At 52.3% G+C, this 16,855-nt stretch carries 19 protein-coding genes; 6 read left to right on the top strand and 13 right to left on the bottom strand.

Translation table 11 applies throughout. The annotated features are described in order from the left end of the window. Position 1: 1 nt before the first annotated feature. Genes P5706_RS29160 through P5706_RS29150 form a run of 3 tightly spaced genes read right to left on the bottom strand, consistent with a single transcriptional unit; the run spans position 2 to position 2,750 of the window. The gene (locus tag P5706_RS29160; protein ID WP_024073345.1) at positions 2-1,363 is read right to left on the bottom strand and encodes an integrating conjugative element protein; all 1,362 of its coding nucleotides are present in this window, start codon (positions 1,361-1,363) and stop codon (positions 2-4) included. Positions 1,364-1,383: 20 nt separating this feature from the next. Continuing rightward, positions 1,384-2,325, bottom strand: coding sequence for a TIGR03756 family integrating conjugative element protein (locus P5706_RS29155; RefSeq protein ID WP_008432863.1), 942 nt, complete (start codon positions 2,323-2,325; stop codon positions 1,384-1,386). Further along, entirely contained in the window at positions 2,322-2,750 is a 429-nt protein-coding gene (locus tag P5706_RS29150) for a TIGR03757 family integrating conjugative element protein (protein WP_008432865.1), read from the bottom strand. Before P5706_RS29150 ends, P5706_RS29155 begins: the two co-directional genes overlap by 4 nt. A 948-nt stretch (positions 2,751-3,698) precedes the next feature. Between P5706_RS29150 and P5706_RS29145 the strand changes: the two genes are divergently transcribed. The 5 genes from P5706_RS29145 (at position 3,699) to P5706_RS29125 (ending at position 7,287) form a co-directional block, all read left to right on the top strand. Continuing rightward, complete coding sequence (locus P5706_RS29145; RefSeq protein ID WP_008432869.1) at positions 3,699-4,031, top strand: DUF2790 domain-containing protein; 333 nt, start codon at positions 3,699-3,701, stop codon at positions 4,029-4,031. A gap of 217 nt (positions 4,032-4,248) precedes the next feature. Continuing rightward, complete coding sequence (locus P5706_RS29140; RefSeq protein ID WP_008432871.1) at positions 4,249-5,574, top strand: OprD family porin; 1,326 nt, start codon at positions 4,249-4,251, stop codon at positions 5,572-5,574. Between the two features lie 219 nt (positions 5,575-5,793). Then, positions 5,794-6,069, top strand: coding sequence for a metal/formaldehyde-sensitive transcriptional repressor (locus tag P5706_RS29135; protein WP_024073346.1), 276 nt, complete (start codon positions 5,794-5,796; stop codon positions 6,067-6,069). An 11-nt stretch (positions 6,070-6,080) separates the two neighbouring features. Then, positions 6,081-7,046, top strand: a complete 966-nt coding sequence (gene dmeF / locus P5706_RS29130) for a CDF family Co(II)/Ni(II) efflux transporter DmeF (RefSeq protein ID WP_008437453.1) — start codon at positions 6,081-6,083, stop codon at positions 7,044-7,046. Between the two features lie 43 nt (positions 7,047-7,089). Beyond that, positions 7,090-7,287, top strand: coding sequence for a DUF1289 domain-containing protein (locus P5706_RS29125; protein WP_008437450.1), 198 nt, complete (start codon positions 7,090-7,092; stop codon positions 7,285-7,287). Between the two features lie 303 nt (positions 7,288-7,590). Here P5706_RS29125 and P5706_RS29120 read toward each other — a convergent pair whose 3' ends face one another. From P5706_RS29120 to P5706_RS29100, 5 genes are all read right to left on the bottom strand, one after another. Next, positions 7,591-8,058: a DUF411 domain-containing protein gene (locus P5706_RS29120; RefSeq protein ID WP_008437448.1), complete on the bottom strand. Its 468-nt coding sequence runs from the start codon at positions 8,056-8,058 to the stop codon at positions 7,591-7,593. 162 nt (positions 8,059-8,220) lie between these two features. Then, complete coding sequence (locus P5706_RS29115) at positions 8,221-9,273, bottom strand: copper resistance protein B (protein WP_008437443.1); 1,053 nt, start codon at positions 9,271-9,273, stop codon at positions 8,221-8,223. After that, positions 9,245-9,490 (bottom strand): hypothetical protein, encoded by a 246-nt coding sequence (locus P5706_RS29110; protein WP_024073347.1) that lies wholly within the window; start codon positions 9,488-9,490, stop codon positions 9,245-9,247. Before P5706_RS29110 ends, P5706_RS29115 begins: the two co-directional genes overlap by 29 nt. Positions 9,491-9,502: 12 nt before the next feature. After that, positions 9,503-11,407, bottom strand: a complete 1,905-nt coding sequence (locus P5706_RS29105; RefSeq protein ID WP_008437439.1) for a copper resistance system multicopper oxidase — start codon at positions 11,405-11,407, stop codon at positions 9,503-9,505. 177 nt (positions 11,408-11,584) lie between these two features. Continuing rightward, positions 11,585-11,791 (bottom strand): co-regulatory protein PtrA N-terminal domain-containing protein, encoded by a 207-nt coding sequence (locus tag P5706_RS29100; protein WP_019821302.1) that lies wholly within the window; start codon positions 11,789-11,791, stop codon positions 11,585-11,587. Between the two features lie 386 nt (positions 11,792-12,177). Here P5706_RS29100 and flgB point away from each other — a divergent pair, with 386 nt between their 5' ends. Further along, a complete protein-coding gene (flgB, locus tag P5706_RS29095; RefSeq protein WP_008437437.1) occupies positions 12,178-12,591 on the top strand; it encodes a flagellar basal body rod protein FlgB in 414 nt (137 codons plus the stop codon). Positions 12,592-12,621: 30 nt separating this feature from the next. Here the strand turns inward: flgB and P5706_RS29090 are convergent, their stop codons facing one another. The 5 genes from P5706_RS29090 to P5706_RS29070 all read right to left on the bottom strand — a co-directional run bounded on the left by P5706_RS29090 (position 12,622) and on the right by P5706_RS29070 (position 16,689). After that, on the bottom strand, positions 12,622-12,822 hold the full coding sequence (locus tag P5706_RS29090) for a heavy-metal-associated domain-containing protein (protein WP_008437435.1): 201 nt from the start codon (positions 12,820-12,822) through the stop codon (positions 12,622-12,624). A 111-nt stretch (positions 12,823-12,933) separates the two neighbouring features. Next, positions 12,934-15,291, bottom strand: coding sequence for a heavy metal translocating P-type ATPase (locus P5706_RS29085; RefSeq protein WP_024073349.1), 2,358 nt, complete (start codon positions 15,289-15,291; stop codon positions 12,934-12,936). Positions 15,292-15,293: 2 nt separating this feature from the next. After that, entirely contained in the window at positions 15,294-15,539 is a 246-nt protein-coding gene (locus P5706_RS29080) for a DUF2933 domain-containing protein (protein ID WP_032899631.1), read from the bottom strand. Between the two features lie 94 nt (positions 15,540-15,633). Then, complete coding sequence (locus tag P5706_RS29075) at positions 15,634-16,170, bottom strand: cupredoxin domain-containing protein (protein ID WP_008437431.1); 537 nt, start codon at positions 16,168-16,170, stop codon at positions 15,634-15,636. A gap of 165 nt (positions 16,171-16,335) precedes the next feature. After that, on the bottom strand, positions 16,336-16,689 hold the full coding sequence (locus P5706_RS29070) for a co-regulatory protein PtrA N-terminal domain-containing protein (protein WP_008437430.1): 354 nt from the start codon (positions 16,687-16,689) through the stop codon (positions 16,336-16,338). Positions 16,690-16,855: the final 166 nt, after the last annotated feature.

The following is a 16,855-nucleotide window of genomic DNA, read 5'->3' as shown; positions in this document are numbered from 1 at the left end:
CTCACTGTTTGTTCTGGGCGGGTGACTGCAACTGGTCCAATCGATTCGTTTCTGGGGCTCCCGGGGACACGCCACGAGAGTCTTCTGCCCGTGCTTTGCTGCGTTCAATGATGGTCAGAGGCGAGTTCTTCGCGAGCTGCTGACGCATGTCCAGTTCCATTTTGAGGTTGCCGATCTCCTGTTGCAGCGAGGAGCTCTGCTGGCCGACTGCCTGGACGGCGAGGTCATTAGCCGCGACGTTCGGTTCCCGACTGCCTGCCATCAAGGTGCGCTGTAGGGTCAGAGCTTTCTCCAACACATCGGACAACGCGACTTCGGAGGCAAGCCGGCGAGCGAGTACGTCCTGGTCGCGCTCATCCTTGAGTGCTGCTACAACGCCTCGGGTGATGGGTAACGAGTTGCTGCTCGCTGCTTCCAGGTTTTCTAGCGACAGCGTTTTGCTTCCGCTCAGCAGTTCCTGCAGGGCCTTCAGCTTGGTGTCGTACGTTTCCTGGATCAGCGGCGTGAGGCCGACGCCTGCGGCTGTCACCGTTTTAGGGCAACTGTCACAGGTCTGCTGTTGTTGTTCACCCAGGACACGATTGGCAAAGGTGGTGGCTTCCTGGGGCGATGACCAGACATTGCACACCATGCCGTTGTTGCAGTTCGCTTTACTGATGGATGCGGTGTCGCCGGCCGCGCGCTTGTTCAGAAGGTTGTAGCCCGCCTTGGTGACGTCGCCTACGATACGAATTGGCTTCTGACCGGAACCACCTGCTCTATCACCACCAACCCAAGTGACGCCATCGTTTCCACCTTTCTTTTCGACTTGTTCCACCGCCGACACTGCGTCTGTGTTGGATGTTAGCGCCTGACTCATAGCCTGACCTTCAGCAAGCTTGCCCCAGCCCATTTGGTTACCGGCGATATCCGCCATCTTTTCGCCAATGGCGCGGCAGGTGCCTTTGGAGCGGTCGAAGTCCAGGCGGGCCTGCAAAATGCCGTTGGTGATGAGGTTGTATAGCGCCGGGTTCGCACGTTGAAGAATCAGTGCCGGCAGCGAAGCCACGGCGCTGGTGGCGCTCTGTACCACCGAGCTCATGATGTTTTTGAAGCCGGAAGTGGCACCATTCAATTGGTTTTCAAGGGTTGTGCTCAGGCTCATGTTTCCGCAGATTAGATTGGTATTCCAACCGCCTCCCACAGAAATACTATCCATGTTGCCTGCGCTCCCCATGGTGACTGCGTTGCCGCCGCCAATGCTATACAGCACGTTGTCCCCAATGACGCTTCCGGAGGAGGAGACGTTGATTGGATCAGCAGAGAGCGCTATTGCACTGCTGAGGCTGCAGGCGAGCCCTATCGCCAAGGTAGTGAGTTTCATGCTTTGCTCCGATCGCTGTTTCATTGGAAGTCCGTACTGCCGAGGAAGGTCTGTCCTCGACGCTGGCAACACGAATAAGGGCGCCAGAGTGCCCAGGCGTAGCCGCCATCCTGCGCATCGATGTTCGGATCGATGGTGGGAAAGGTTGCGCAAGTCGGGTTGAGGACTGGGGTGAGCTCTTGCCACTTACCAGTGGAGGCGTCACCTTCGCGTAGCGGCCCTGCGGGCCAGTAACCGGGGTAGGGAAGGGCGAGCATCGGCAAGTAGACATGGACCTGGCCTGGGCGGGTAACCACGTCGCCGGCACGCTGCGCAATAACTGCGCCCGTTTTGTAGTCGTCAGTCTGGTTAAGGAAGCCGCTACGCGGGTAGACGTTCCCCCAGCTGCTTGCTGAGAGCAGGCTACCGACTTCGCGCATGCCCGGAATGAGTGCTTCGGGGTATACGGATTCCGGGACGCCGTATCGCCAAGCAATGGGGTCAAGGGTGCTCAGAAAGTAAGGCACAAGCGGTAAGGTTGCGCCTTTGCATACATAGCCCGAGGCGCTGGCAAACTGACTCAACGCCGCACCACCTGGATGGCCGATGACATCGGCTTCCTTAAATTTGATGATGTTGTTCTCTGCAACGTGATTGGTAGTGCCGTCGTTGCCCGCTTGGGCCATCGGATTCGGGGTGCCAAGAGGTGACATCTCTATCCAAGGGTTCATCCCGGTATTCGCATATGCAGACACCACAGCGTCCGGTACGTAGTGACGAACCTTGGTCGAGGTTTTGACTTTGCATCCGAATGGCGTGCAGAGCAGCCAATAGCAGATGCCGACCACTTTGTACTCCAGGCAGGTTGGTGACAGGGTCGAGGCAATAATCGCTGCCGAGTTGATCGCAGCCGATGCACTGAATGACAGGCTGAAAGTGATAGCCAGCGACAAAGGCCGGATCGCAAAACGTGAGCGTCTCATCGTGACAGGCTCCGTGCTCGTTCAATCAACGCGACGGCTTTAGCTGCGTCAGGCTCGCCGTACACGACGTAGCGACGATCTACGACCACGGCTGGGAGTTTTTCGACTCGCAGGCTCCAGGCGTCTATGACGCCCTGCTGGGCTTGGGCCAACTCGTTTTGCAGATGCTTCCCTGCAGGGCTGACAAGGTAGCGTTGAATGGCCGCTTCTGCCTGGCGTGGATCGGCGGGTAGTTGGTTGGAAAGTTGTTCTTCAAGGCGCTGCTGATCATCCAGGAAGATGACGCGAGCGCCAGAAGGTGCGGATACTGGATGTGCTCGGTTTGTAATGACCCACGTCTCCGCGTGGGACGCAGTTGACAAGAACAGTAGCAGTGAAAACAGCCAGCGCCGCGTTTCGCTAATGTGGGTAAGGATCTGGAGCATGGCACCGTACCTGATATGGATTCAGGTACAGAAGACCGGATGGCTGTCTTGAGCGCAGTAAGAAATAGGAATTTGGAAGCTTTGGGTATTTGAGAGCGACGAATTCGTGTGGGTTGGATTAGAGATGGCACTTGGTCGGCTCAAATTGACGACGCAGTGAGTACGCAGTTAACTGGCTATCCACACAGCAAGAGTTCAAGCCAAGTTTATGAGGCGACCCTTCTTGGCCCCATCGCCGCCGATGGTCCACAGTACGCCAGTCGGACGAGTCTCGCCACCGCCCCACGACATAACGAAAAATCACTTCTATTGAAGCTTCGGGCGACATCAACGGCAAAATGCTCGCCCTGCCGATATCGTCAGCGGGTTTGGTCGTGCTGGAGAAAACAACCTCAAGATTCGAAGGCTTTATCTTTATCCTTGGGCAGGCAGTAGTTTGTGCTGTCCTGCTTGAGATCCTTCACGATCAAATGTTGCAAACGGAGCGCCTGCTGCACAGCTTCAATGTCATCTTCGATGACGTTAAGGATAAGATAAAAACCTATCCTCCGAGACCGTATTGCTGTTAAAGACCATCCTGCCGATTGCGTTTTCGGTGCTCTACGTAGTGCCTAATTTCCGCAGCCCATGAGGCTTTTGTGACACGTTCGTAGTCTCATTTAGCTACGCCCAAACGATTCATCCGCCTGTAGCGGTCAAAGCCGCTTTTCATAATAGGAAGATATGCATTTTTATAAAAAATCTCTAGATGCTCCAGGTGGGATACGAGTTGATTTCTGATGGTCGTATGATGCATTCAGCGTGCTCTGCCAATAAAGCTAAACTTTAAATAGTTGAACTCACGAGCTCTACGAGAGGCCTTACAGATATGTAATATTCGCGGCCGCTTCCTGAAAGGCATCACTGGTTATCCTCTAGTCAGAAGTAAGTGAGCACTAGGAGAAAATCATGAAATTATTAAAAGTTGTTTTTGCCGCTTCCATCTTGACCATGTCTTCTTTGGCCATGGCTGAAGGAGGTGGTGACCGTGTTTATGGTCGAATGATGCAAGAGAACCAGAAGGCGATGGAGCAGTACGCCTTAGAAAACGGAAAGGCGACACCTGAAGTTGTTCATTATGAATACGGAATGAACCTCGATGTCCAGAAGGTAATCAGTACCACTCAAGCCAATAAAACCTGTGGCGTAGCCCCTTCGCGCATGACCTATGAAGATTCGGCGGGCAAGCTCAACACCTTGGAATACAAGGTTATGGGTACTAACTGCCCTCACGGAAGTTAATTAGCGTTAGCCCTGACTGCGCAAGGTTGTTCGGTATGTTTTGAGCCTGCTTGCTGTTCGCTGACACAGAAGTAATTTTCAGGTCACGCTGGAGTTATCTATTGTATGAAATTATGTCTGCCGGCACGTAGGAGAAATCCTCACGTGCTGGTGGCTTTTATAATTATAAAAAATATTTCATAAAGAAACTCTGCCAAGCTAAAGCCTGGAGTGTTAAATGAACAATAAAAGCATTTATGGTCTTTCTCTCATTTCCCTTGGCATGAGCATGGGGCAAGTTGCAGTAGCTGTGGAGCAAAAGCCTGAAGGGTTCATTGAGGGGAGCACCTTTAGTATTCTCAATCGGAATCTCTATCTCAATCGTGATTATCGAAAGGGTCAATCAAGCCCCACGGGCAATGGTTACTCAGCCGAATGGGCTCATGGCATCATTGGCCGATTCGAATCAGGCTTTACTCAAGGTACCGTAGGCTTCGGCATTGATGCGTTTGCAATGGAAGGCCTCAAGCTCGATTCAGGTGATGGTCGCTCGGGAGCCCGTAGCTCAGTCGATGTCTTGCCGCACAATAGCAAAGGCCAACCTGAAGACTCCTACTCAAAAGTAGGCGGGGCCGCAAAAGTGCGTTTCCTGGATACAGTCGTCAAGGTAGGCGACGTATTTCCATCGACGCCTGTCGTTGCCTATGGGGATTCCCGACTTCTCCCGGAGAGTTTCCGGGGTGCAACGTTCACTAATACCAGCATCAAAGGCCTGACCCTTCAGGGGGGCCGGCTGCATGCGATGAGCCAACCCAATTCCAGTAGCATGCGTGACGGCTTTTCAACTTTTTACGCCGGTGTAGTAGATGCTCCATGGATCGCTTATCTAGGGGGCGATTACACGGTCAATGAACACGTAGGTGTGAGTCTTTACACCAGCCAATTCAAGGATGTGTGGAACCAATACTACGCGGGCACCACATTGAGCTATCCACTCTCAGAAAGCGTATCGCTAATTGGCGGCTTTAATTACTACCGAGCGGTTGATGAGGGTGAAAAACTTCTGGGAAGCTTCGATAACAAGATCTGGAGCGGCAAGACCGGGGTCAAATTCGGAGCGCACGCCGTGACCGTTGGTTACCAGCGCAATAATGGTAACGACGACTTTGACTACCTTCGCCAGTCCGACTCAATTTTTTTGGATAACTCCATTCAGTACAGCGATTTCAACTCACCGAAAGAGCAATCCTTGCAGCTGCGCTACGATCTAGATATGCAGGCTTTCGGCATCCCCGGTCTGAGCTTCATGACCCGCTACGCTAAGGGTTGGGATGCGGACTATTCCAACGCAAACAGCGTGTACATGCGTCGCGGAGCGGACGGTGCCCCATTGCAGGACCAAAAGCGTTGGGAGCGAGACATCGAGGCTAAGTATGTCATCCAGTCAGGCTCACTGAAGGACATGTCTTTACGTGTCCGCCAAGCAACGACACGAGCTACCGATTTCGAATCTGATTTGGACGAGGTCAGACTGATTGTTGAATATCCACTGCAACTCCTTTAACGGGCATTAGCCATCGGCATCAACTGTCCGGTATCCCCGATACACCCCGTCTCCTTGTTTCTCCTTTGGTTTGGAGACGGCTTAGGCGCCCTAGTGGCGCCTTTTTTTGTGGATTGAAGAAACTGTTGGTATATCCATCCCGGCGGCGAGCGTCCCTGGGGTTGTATGGCTGATTGGAACGTGTGAACATACTCTCAATATAGGTAGGGGGGGTATGGTATGGGTCATATGAGATCAAGCAAAGACAATCTTCTTAAGCGTGTAAAGCGAATCGCTGGGCAAGTCCAGGCGATTGAGCGAGCACTCGACTCTGATGATGACTGCTCGAAAACCCTGCTTTTGGTCGCTTCTGCCCGTGGCGCTATCAATGGGCTGATGGATGAAATTATCGAAGACCACGCTCGTGAACACGTTGCGAATCCGACACTCAGCAACGAAGAAAGAGCGAAAGGCGTCGATGAGCTTCTCGAAGCCATTCGCCGCTATTCCAAATAGGATTTGCCCAGATGAGTAATTCGTACACCGACTATTCCCACGACCATATGTTCCTGGGGAAATCACATGAAGAAAACGCCAAGCGAACCTTGTGGGTAGTGGCTCTGACCGTCGTAATGATGGTTGCTGAAATCACCGCAGGTTATCTCACTGGCTCAATGGCGTTGCTTGCTGATGGATTTCACATGGCAACACACGCTGGAGCACTTGGCATAGCCGCAGCTGCTTACGGTTACGCAAAAAGACATGCCTCAAATGCTCGCTACAGTTTTGGAACTGGCAAGGTTGGAGACTTGGGTGGCTTCGCATCTGCTCTGATTTTGGGACTGGTCTCTTTGGGAATTGCCGGAGAGTCGCTATTTCGTCTCTTTCAACCGACTCAAGTGCAATTCGGGACAGCGACTCTTATCGCAATTGTCGGATTAGCAGTGAATGTGGTGAGCGCGCTTTTGCTGTCTGGCGGTCATAATCATCACCATGGGCATGACCACGGCCAAGATGAATCTCACCATGCACATGGTCATGACAATAATCTGCGCTCTGCTTATATTCACGTCATTGCAGATGCACTGACTTCGGTTCTGGCCATCGCAGCACTGCTTGCTGGTCGTTACCTTGGTTGGGTCTGGCTCGACCCTGCAATGGGGATTGTGGGTGCAGTTGTCATCGCACGCTGGGCTTGGTCGTTGATGCGGGTGACTGCGAGTGTATTGCTAGACCAGACAGATGATCATGTCGCTGAAGAGATTCGTGAACTGGTTGAGCGACAGGGAGATGCTTCGATCATAGATCTTCATGTCTGGCAGGTAGGGCCGCAAGCCCGCGCCGCTATTGTGAGTGTTCTAGGCAGCCCAGCAGTGAATGCACAAAACATACGAGAACGGCTTGCGACAGTTCATGAGATCACTCATCTGACAGTTGAGTACCGCACGAAGCCGGGCGCTGTTTCACCCGATCAGGTCGCCGTTCAGGCTTAGCAATGAGCCCGTAGTTCGCATAAGTTCGCCGAGGAATTGACCAATGGCCAAGGACATCGAGAATCCGTGTACTTCTGTCTGCCAGTTGAACAGCGAACTGTGCGTCAGCTGCGGTCGCACCAAGGAAGACATCAGAAAATGGAAACGAATGAAGCGTCCAGAAAAAATGGCCGCTGTACAACGCGCGACCCTGCGTCTGAAAAGCCTGCAAAAAAAGAACTCTCAAACCACTGTAATTTAACTTTTCTACGCTTTCAGCCGAGACAGATGTCCAGATTCGGAAAGGCAAGCTGAGTGGCAACGCCACCCGAACTTAGCACTATCGTGGTCAGATGCGCAGTGCTTGTCAGCAGACGGAGCATGGCGTCATCTCAAATTGTTATTGAGGACAGCGGTACGGGGTTATCCGATTCGGCGCAGGCGCGCCTTTACAGCTTGTTGCTGATCGTCCTTTGCGTATTGCTTGAGAATGAAATCAACATAGCATGTCCCGCTGCATGGCCATGAGCTGGGACCATGCTGTGGCCGAATGGATGAGGTGGGATTAGTTTGCGGGGTATTCAGCAATGACCTGATCTACGCCGGCTTTGGTCAGGCCGATTATTTGGTAGGTCTCATGTACTCCGTCGACTTCCATTCCTGGAGAACCTGCTGGCATTCCAGGAGCAGCGATCCCGAGAAGGTCGTCACGCTTACTCATCGCAATTATTTGCTCAACTGGCACATGACCTTCAACAAACTTCCCGTTGATCATCGCAGTGTGACAAGACGAGAGTCGTGGAGCGACACCTAGATCTTGTTTGACAGCACTCATGTTGGTTTCTACATGATCAATGACGGTGAAGCCATTGGCCTCAAGATGCTGAATCCATTTTTTGCAGCATCCGCAGTTTGCATCTCGATGCACATCGATGGTCAGGGCCTGCGCCGCTTGAGCCGTTGAGCCGATGAACAGCGCAGCGAATGTTGCAATACGCAGAAATCGACTTGAAAGTCGGAAGCTACCTGTCATGAATATTTCCTTTTCCCTTGGAGACGGCGAGATGTTCTACGAAGCAATAGAACCCCACTCAAGCGTTCATGCCGCTGCAAAGGTTACATTGAAGGATCTACTTTAGAGTCGGGGAGCCAACTCCCCGATCATTTGAATTCGTAGGGCTAGTGCTCAAATCGCTCAGAACCACATCCGAATACCAGCTACAAACCGGGCCTCGTTTGTCTTTTCCCCTTCATCGCTGGCTAGGTCAGCCGTCTTACCATATGAGCGATTCCAGCTAACACCAATGTAGGGTGCGAATTGACGAGTAATTTCGTAGCGCAACCGCAGGCCTAGTTCGGTGTTGGCCAATCCAGATCCTATGCCGCGCTGAGGATCATTTTTCCCGTACAAGTTTACTTCGGCGGTCGGCTGCAAGATCAGGCGATTGGTCAACAGGATGTCGTAATCGCCTTCAAACCGAGCTGCGGTTTGACCGTTCTCACCAATATAAGCAGTCGCTTCAGCTTCAAAGTTATAGAGGGCCATGCCCTGAATACCGAGCGCTCCCCATGTTTGAGGTGACCCAGGTTTGAAGTCTTGTCGAATGCCGGTGACGACATCCCACCAAGGACCGATGGCGTGTCCCCACAGAGCCTGAAGTTCAGCGTTCTCGGTTACGCCATTGGTACGTTCGCCTTCCGAACGCAACCATAGGCGATCGACGTCACCGCCGATCCACCCTTTTGCATCCCAAGCCAGCGCACTACCGTTGTCAGCGTCTTGGTACTCAAATTTATCCAGGAGGATGAACGAGTTAATTTTTTTATCGTGCACACCATGGCCTGGTAAGTCTGGAAAAGCGGCGGCCCGGTCAGCGTCGGTAAGTACGGGGATTGGGGTTCGGCTTGTGGTAGTCGCCCCTCCATCCATGCTTTCCATACCGTCCATTTGCCCGTTATCGCTGTGATCCATAGCCCCCATCTTGCTATGGTCCATGGCTCCCATTGAGCCGTGGTCCATCTTGGAGTGATCCATCGCGGCATCTTTCGGTTTGGCGGGTTTGGATTTTTGTGCAGTTGAAGACTTTGCGTCCGCACTTGATGGCATCGCCATCGACGGATCCATCTCTTCAGCGGCTTGAGCCATGAAAAAGAATGCTGGACCGGTAGAGACTGCAAGTGCCATCAGCGTTGGGCGTAAAAACTTACTGGTCATGATCTCAATCTGCCTTTTTGGTTTTTTGGTCATGATCCATCGACTCATGGCTCATCTGGCTATGGTCCATCGCCCCGTGATCTAGCTTCGAATCGTTTGCCGTTGCTGGCTTGTCCGTTGCTGTAACAGGAACAGTGGTTGAATGGTCGCTGCCATTTTCCTCTGCCAGCACCGTGGACGAGAGTCCACCCAGCAGGACAGCGGCAAAGAGGCAACCCACGAGGGAATTACGATTTCGGTATGTGCTCACAGATCGTCTCCTTTACTCATCAACCCGTACTTCACGGAACATGCCCATTTCCATATGGAAAAGCAGGTGACAGTGATATGCCCAACGGCCTAAGGCATCAGCGGTGACTCGATAGCTGCGTTTGGTACCTGGTGGCATATCGATCGTGTGCTTGCGCACCATGAACTTGCCGTTCTCGTCCTCAAGGTCACTCCACATGCCGTGAAGGTGGATGGGGTGTGTCATCATGGTGTCGTTCACCAAGGTGATGCGCAGACGCTCGCCATACTTCAGGCGCAGCGGTTCGGCGTCAGAGAATTTGATGCCGTTGAACGACCACGAAAACTTCTCCATGTGACCGGTCAAATGAAGCTCGATGGTACGATTTGGCTCGCGGCCGTCAGGGTCTTGGAAAGTGCTTTTCAAGTCGGAGTAAGTGAGCACTCGACGACCATTGTTCCGCAAGCCTATGCCCGGATCACTTAGCTTTGGCGTTGGATTCATGGCTTGCATATCAACCAGGGGATTGTTGGTTTCAGAGGCAGGGTGTGTCTGCATTTCTCCACCCATACCACCCATGCCAGCCATCCCTGACATATCACCATTGCCCATCCCAGCCATCTTGCTGTGATCCATGCCCGCCATGTTAGTCATGTCACCGCTGTCCATGCCGGTCATCCCGGTCATGTCACTTTGGTCCATACCGGTCATCTTGCTGTGGTCCATGCCCGCCATGCCCGCCATGCCGGACATGTCACCTGGTGTCTTCTCTGCGCCGCCCATACCAGCCATGCTGCCATGGTCCATACCAGCCATACCGCCCATCCCCATGTCATCCATAGTGACGATTGGACGTGGATCTATAGCAGGTACCTGAGCAACTAGCCCTTCACGAAGAGCGAGGGTTCCGCGTGCATAACCCGTCCGATCCATAGACTGGGCGAAGATGGTGTAAGCCTCTTCACTGGCAGGCTCTACGATCACGTCATACGTTTCAGCTACGGCGATGCGGAATTCGTCAACACTCACTGGGTTGACGTGTTGGCCGTCGGCGGCCACAACGGTCATTTTCAAACCAGGAATGCGGACGTCGAAATAGCTCATCGCCGAGCCGTTGATAAAGCGTAGTCGTAGCTTCTCACCCGGCTTGAAAATACCGGTCCAGTTACCGTTTGGCGCCTGGCCATTCATGAGATAGGTGTAAGTATCTGCGCTGACGTCTCCAAGGTCGGTTGGGCTCATGTTCATTTCAGCCCACATCTTCCTGTCAGCTACTGTAGCTGACCAACCTTGCTTACTGACATCGTCGATAAAATCACCAACGGTGCGTTTATGGTGGTTGTAGTAGCCCGACTGTTTCTTAAGCTTGGCCATGACGCGACTAGGATCTTCATCGGTCCAATCAGTCAACATCACCACATAGTCGCGGTTGTATTGAAAAGGTTCAGGCTCTTTCGAGTCGATAACGATTGGCCCGTAAACCCCTGCCTGCTCCTGTAAGCCCGAGTGGCTGTGGTACCAGTACGTACCATTCTGATGAACCTTGAACTTGTACTCGTACATGCCGTCGGGTGCGATGCCATGGAAACTCAAGCCAGGTACACCGTCCATATTGGCCGGCAGAATGATCCCGTGCCAATGGATTGAGGTGTCTTGGTCCAGGCGGTTTTTTACACGCAGGGTGACTGTCTCTCCTTCGCGCCAACGCAGCAAAGGTCCTGGCAATGATCCATTGATGGTCATGGCTGTTCGCGGCGAGCCGGTAATGTTTACAGGTGTTTCACCAATAAACAGATCAAATTCATTGCCGGTGAGTACGCTCGGCAGACCTGGACTTGTCACCGCCCATACTGGAGTGCGCCAAAGGCCAAAGCCGCCGAGAATGCCACCAGCGGCCAAGCCTTTTACGAATGTCCGTCTAGAGGTTTTGGAATGCATGCCGTTTATTTCCAATCAGTCAAAAGGGAAGCCGTGCGAAACAACCGATCATGAGTTGCCCGGATCAGCTTTGCCCACCGTCACAAAAGACAAACTCTTACGGCAAGCGAGCTCAGAAATTGCCACATTTAAACCACCGCAGTGATTACATTTCTGTCAGCTTGGAGGGCTAGCTATTTAGCAATTCTTGTGATCCATCGCCTTGGCTTTGCTTTCAGCGACGGGATGTTGGGCATTTTGCGTTTGAGCTACTCGGTACGATTCCATCGAATTATTCCTGGCCACTTCCATGCGTGCGAAAGTCCGGTCACCACCCCCTTCAGCCATAGCCAAAGAAGAGACGGTCAGAGCCGCGATGACGAACAAGGTTTTGATAGGGTTCATTTGGGGGGCCTCGGATGATTATTGGTGACCCCTGAATCCACATCAGTCGTTGACTCTAGGGGGTGAGCTTGAGGCTCAATAGGACTATAAGACTCATCCCCTGTCAGGAAGCTTAGGCCAATATTACAGTTGTGTCAGGTTGCGATATTTCTCTTGAGATGCAGAGTGATTAGTCCGTAAGGTCTAAGCTATCCAACGACACATAACCTCCATCCACCATCTAAAATTTACCTGTGCGGCGTTGTAAGTTTCCGGTCACTGCACGATGGCGTGGCGTTTTTTGAGTTTTTCGCTGAAATCATACATCGGCTCGGACGCACTACGTTAAGCACTTGAGTGTTCGATAGGTGGGAATTAAATGGCAGCGTAACTAAAGGTGGCCACCGGTGAGTATTAATTTTGACAAAGCGCTTGGCTCCGCAGAAAGAGCATTACGTTTTCGCAGCCAACGAGCTGAGGTACTTAGCAATAATATCGCTAATGCCGACACTCCTAACTTTAAGGCCAGGGACTTGGACTTTTCTGCTGTACTGGCTAGCCAAACAAAAGGAGGTTTGGCTACTCCGTTCTCTTTAAAAACAACAAACCCAAAACATATTGCCGTAAACGAATTAGTAAGTGATATTCACGGCGGTGCTTTGCTTTACAGTACGCCGAACCAACCTTCCATTGATCAAAATACTGTGGATCAACAGGTCGAGGTCGCAAAGTATACGGAAAATGAAATTCATTTCGAAACCGCCTTTACTAGATTAAATGGAGCATTTAAGGGGCTACTTAAAGCTCTGCGAGGTGAATAATAAACTTTACCCAGCGAGGGAATCAGCGCCTCAGGCGCTGATTTGGGAAGGGAAACCGAGTGCTTCGACAGTTTTACGGACTTGCTCTGGGTTTTCACTGCTTTCAACGCTTACCTTACCTGCTGCGCGATCCACGGAAATCATAGCCTCGCTGTCCAGTGACTGAATTGCTTTGGTGATTTTGCTGACGCAGCTACCGCAACCAATGCCTGATACGTTTAAGACGAACATGGTTATTCCTCTTGTGCTGAGCAGTCTATTTTCACCGCAACAACAAGATCAACGTTGACACCACGGTAAGGTCAAGAGTTATGTATAGCGGGCTGTGAGCATCGGTTACGCTCATTCAATTCGGGTATTCCTCAGCCTCAAAGCATTGAAAACTACAGACGCAGAACTGACGCTCATGGCTAACGCAGCAATCATTGGAGACAGAAGGTGCCCCGTCAGTGGATAGAGCAGGCCTGCGGCGAGGGGAATACCCATTGAGTTGTAAAGGAAGGCGAACCCCAAGTTTTGCCGCATGTTTTTTACCGTTGCAACCGAAAGTGCCCGTGCCCGTAAAATCCCCATCAGGTCGCCTTTTACCAGCGTGAGCTGCGCGCTATTCATCGCGACGTCAGTCCCTGTACCCATGGCAATGCCCACATCTGCTCGCGCCAAGGCCGGTGCGTCGTTGATACCGTCGCCGGCCATGGCAACCTTTCGACCGGATTGCTGGAGGTCCGCCACCAGGCGCTCCTTGTCCTGAGGTTTCACTTCACCATGAACCTCTTCAATACCCATCTCCTTGGCGACAGCACGTGCGGTGGTGAGCCCGTCTCCCGTGGCCATGATGATTTTTACGTTATCAGCCTTAAGCTTGGTGACTGCTTCTTTAGAGGTCGGTTTTATCGGGTCTGAGACCGCTAGTAATCCTGCCAAGACCCCGTCAACTGCTAGATAGATGATGCTGATGCCTTCAAGGCGCAACAACTCTGCACGTTCTTGTAAGACCTTTGTGCTCACGCCGGCAGCTTCCATCAGTGCAGTGTTGCCCAGCTGTACTTTCTTGCCATCAACGAGACCACTCACCCCAATCCCTGAGCCGGACTCAAACGATTCAGGCTTGGTGAGCGCAATATTTTCAGTTCGGGCGTGATCGACGATGGCGTGTGCCAAAGGATGTTCGCTGCCTTGATCAAGGCTAGCGGCCAGTTGAAGCACATCGCGTGGGTTGAAATCTGGTGTGGCCTCCACACTGTGAAATACCGGCCGTCCCTCTGTCAGGGTTCCCGTTTTATCGACAATCAGTGTGTCGATCTTGCAAAGGTTTTCGATGGCACTGGCATCTCTGAACAGCACACCCATACTGGCGGCTTTACCCGTCGAAACCATGATCGACATGGGCGTTGCCAGACCCAGAGCACAGGGACAAGCGATGATAAGCACGGCGACAGCGTTGATCAGGCCGAAGACCCAGCTGGGTTCCGGGCCGAACAGTCCCCAACCTATGAGGGTCAGCAACGCAATCGCGATAACCGCCATCACAAAGTAGCCGGCGATCGAGTCGGCCATTCGTTGCATGGGCGCTTTGGAGCGTTGGGCTAGTGCGACCATTTGTACTATCTGCGACAGCATGGTGTCAGCGCCGACCTTTCGCGCCTCCATCACCAAGCTTCCATGAGTATTAAGCGTGGCACCGATCAGACTATCCCCTGCTCTTTTCATGACCGGCACAGGTTCACCAGTGAGCATGGATTCATCCACCGCACTTTCTCCCTCGAGTACAGAGCCATCAACTGGCACTTTTTCACCAGGTCTGACCCGCAAATGGTCTCCCAAGTGAACATGGGTAAGAGGAATGTCTTCCTCCTGACCATCGGCGTTGATCCTGCGTGCAGTCTTGGGAGATAGGCCAAGAAGGGACTTAATGGCGGCGGAGGTTTGTGACCGTGCTTTGAGCTCAAGAATCTGCCCAAGCAAGGTGAGCGAGATGATGACCGCAGCGGCTTCGAAGTAGACGCCGATGCGTCCATCTTGCATGAAGGTGGTGGGAAAACTTTGGGGAAATAGGGTTGCCGCGACGCTGTAAAGATAGGCTGCGGCAGTACCTAAACCAATCAGAGTCCACATGTTTGGACTGCGATTTCTAACGGATGCTATGCCTCTTACAAAAAAGGGCCAACCTGCCCATAAGGTGACCGGAGTGGCAAGAGCGAACTCGATCCAGTTTTGAACCGAACCATGGAAGATTTGTAATGAGTGACCCGCCATGGCTAGAAGGGCCACCATTACGGTTAAAGGCAGCGACCACCAAAAGCGGCGGGTGAAATCCAGGAGCTCGGGTTTGTCATCGTCATCAAGCGCGGGCATGACGGGCTCTAATGTCATGCCACATTTAGGGCAATTGCCGGGCCCTGGCTGTCTTATTTCCGGGTGCATAGGACAGGTAAACTCAGTGGCTACCTGTAGCGTGGGCTCTATAGCGGCGCTGCTGGGTTCAGCGCTGGGATGATTACCAATGTAGCGTTCTGGATCTGCCCGAAATTTCTCTTGGCATTTCTGGCTACAAAATTGATACGTCTGTCCTTGGTAAGACTCGCCAAATTTACTTGGAGGTATAACCGCCATACCGCACACCGGGTCGCGTAGACCACCGTCATTGGGTGAGGCAGCGTGGGCGGGACCGTGATCGTGGTGGCTCGGTGGAGTGGGCATAGCTATTTCTCTTCCTTGTTGGTTCCTGCCTGATCGCCATGGTCATGTCCGCCATGTCCATGTCCAAAAAAATGCATCAATGGACAGATCAACAGGATGAGGTAGGGCAAATACGGATAAACGTGGGTGAAATGTTCCCGCACCCCGTAAAAGGCACCGATCGCAATGAGCATGATCAGTACAACGCCTGTTTTGCGCCTCCAAAATGGTGGGGAGGTGCTTCCAGCCGGATGCTGATGCTTATCCATGATCTAGACCCCGTGTGTGAGCGTGTTGCTCTGATCTCTGCCTCAGAGCATAGCGAACTCTTGCGTCGACGCGGTTTTAGCGGTCGGTTCAGGCTTACTTCAAGTCAAATTGACCGACCATCCCCGACTGGTAATGACCTGGCACGTTGCAGGCAAATTGAAGTCCAGTTGTGTTGTTGAAGGTCCAGATCAACTCCTTGGTTGCCCCTGGCTCGATCAGCACGCTATTCGGGTCGTTGTGTTCCATTCCAACCATCTTCATGCCTCCCATGCTATGGCCCATGTTGCCCCACATTTTTCCAGTTCCGGTGGGTGTAAGCGTTCCATTCTGGAACATGCTCGCCATTTCTTTTTGGTGCGCCGCGTGAGCAGCGGCTTGGCCGATATTGAACTCGTGCAGCAACGCCCCTTTGTTGTGAAGTACAAAGCGAACCGTTTCACCGGGCTTTACGTCGATGCTTTTAGTTTTGAAGAAAATATCACCCATCTCTACATCAACCGTGCGAGTGACCTCTGAGGCGACTCCAGGCTGACCGATATCCTCTTTCCCATGACCTACGCTGGCCATCGCCGTAGCGCCGAGGAGTAGGGTGATTGCCGCAATAACTGGAGTAATGAGCTTAGTTTTCATGGTGACCTCGAGAGCCAGTGGAAAATACTAGCTATGCTAAAGGGATAGAGCTGAGCGTTAACTGACTTGAACACTACATTTCTGTCAGTTTTCCTGAGAAAACACGGCGCCCAGATGACGCCGTGTCTAGTGGGCGGTTCAGAGAGCCCCGTAGGAGTTATTCGGTTACTGATGGTTCTCAGAAAGCATCAGTTTGTGCTCGCGCTGCATTTGGTTCAAAACGTCATCAACCATGGCGTCGTGTTTTTCCATCCAGGCGAGATGTTCCTGAGGTGACATTGATGCTTTTGGATGATCTAGATGAAGCTGGCCCATGATCTCGCCCAGTATTTTCATATGCTCGGCCATGTGAACATGGCGCTGCCCTTCAGGAGCTTTTTCAGCTTGTACCAAGGTCGCTTCGGCTTTATCGCGCAGGCTTTCCATGCGCTCCATAATCCGATCTGCACCACCTTCAGCCAACGCAGATGCTGAGATGAGTATCGAACTAGCAAAGAATAGGACTTTTAAACGGTTCATGAGGAAGCTCCTTTTTGATTTGTTTTCCGGCTCCTCTAGCTTTCATGGTTAAGAGTCGGTCGAGCACCAGAAAGTACTCATGCTCGAACCCTAGACAGCACTCGCTGACATCTACCTGAAGCCAATATTACTTTTCTGTCAGTTGCTGGTTGGCAGAGGCATTTCA

The sequence above is a fragment of the Pseudomonas sp. ChxA genome, from assembly GCF_030263855.1.
GTDB classification, from domain to species: domain Bacteria; phylum Pseudomonadota; class Gammaproteobacteria; order Pseudomonadales; family Pseudomonadaceae; genus Aquipseudomonas; species Aquipseudomonas fluorescens_CB.
Note: the sequence above shows the minus strand (reverse complement) of the source record. Positions and strands in the feature narration are given on the sequence as shown.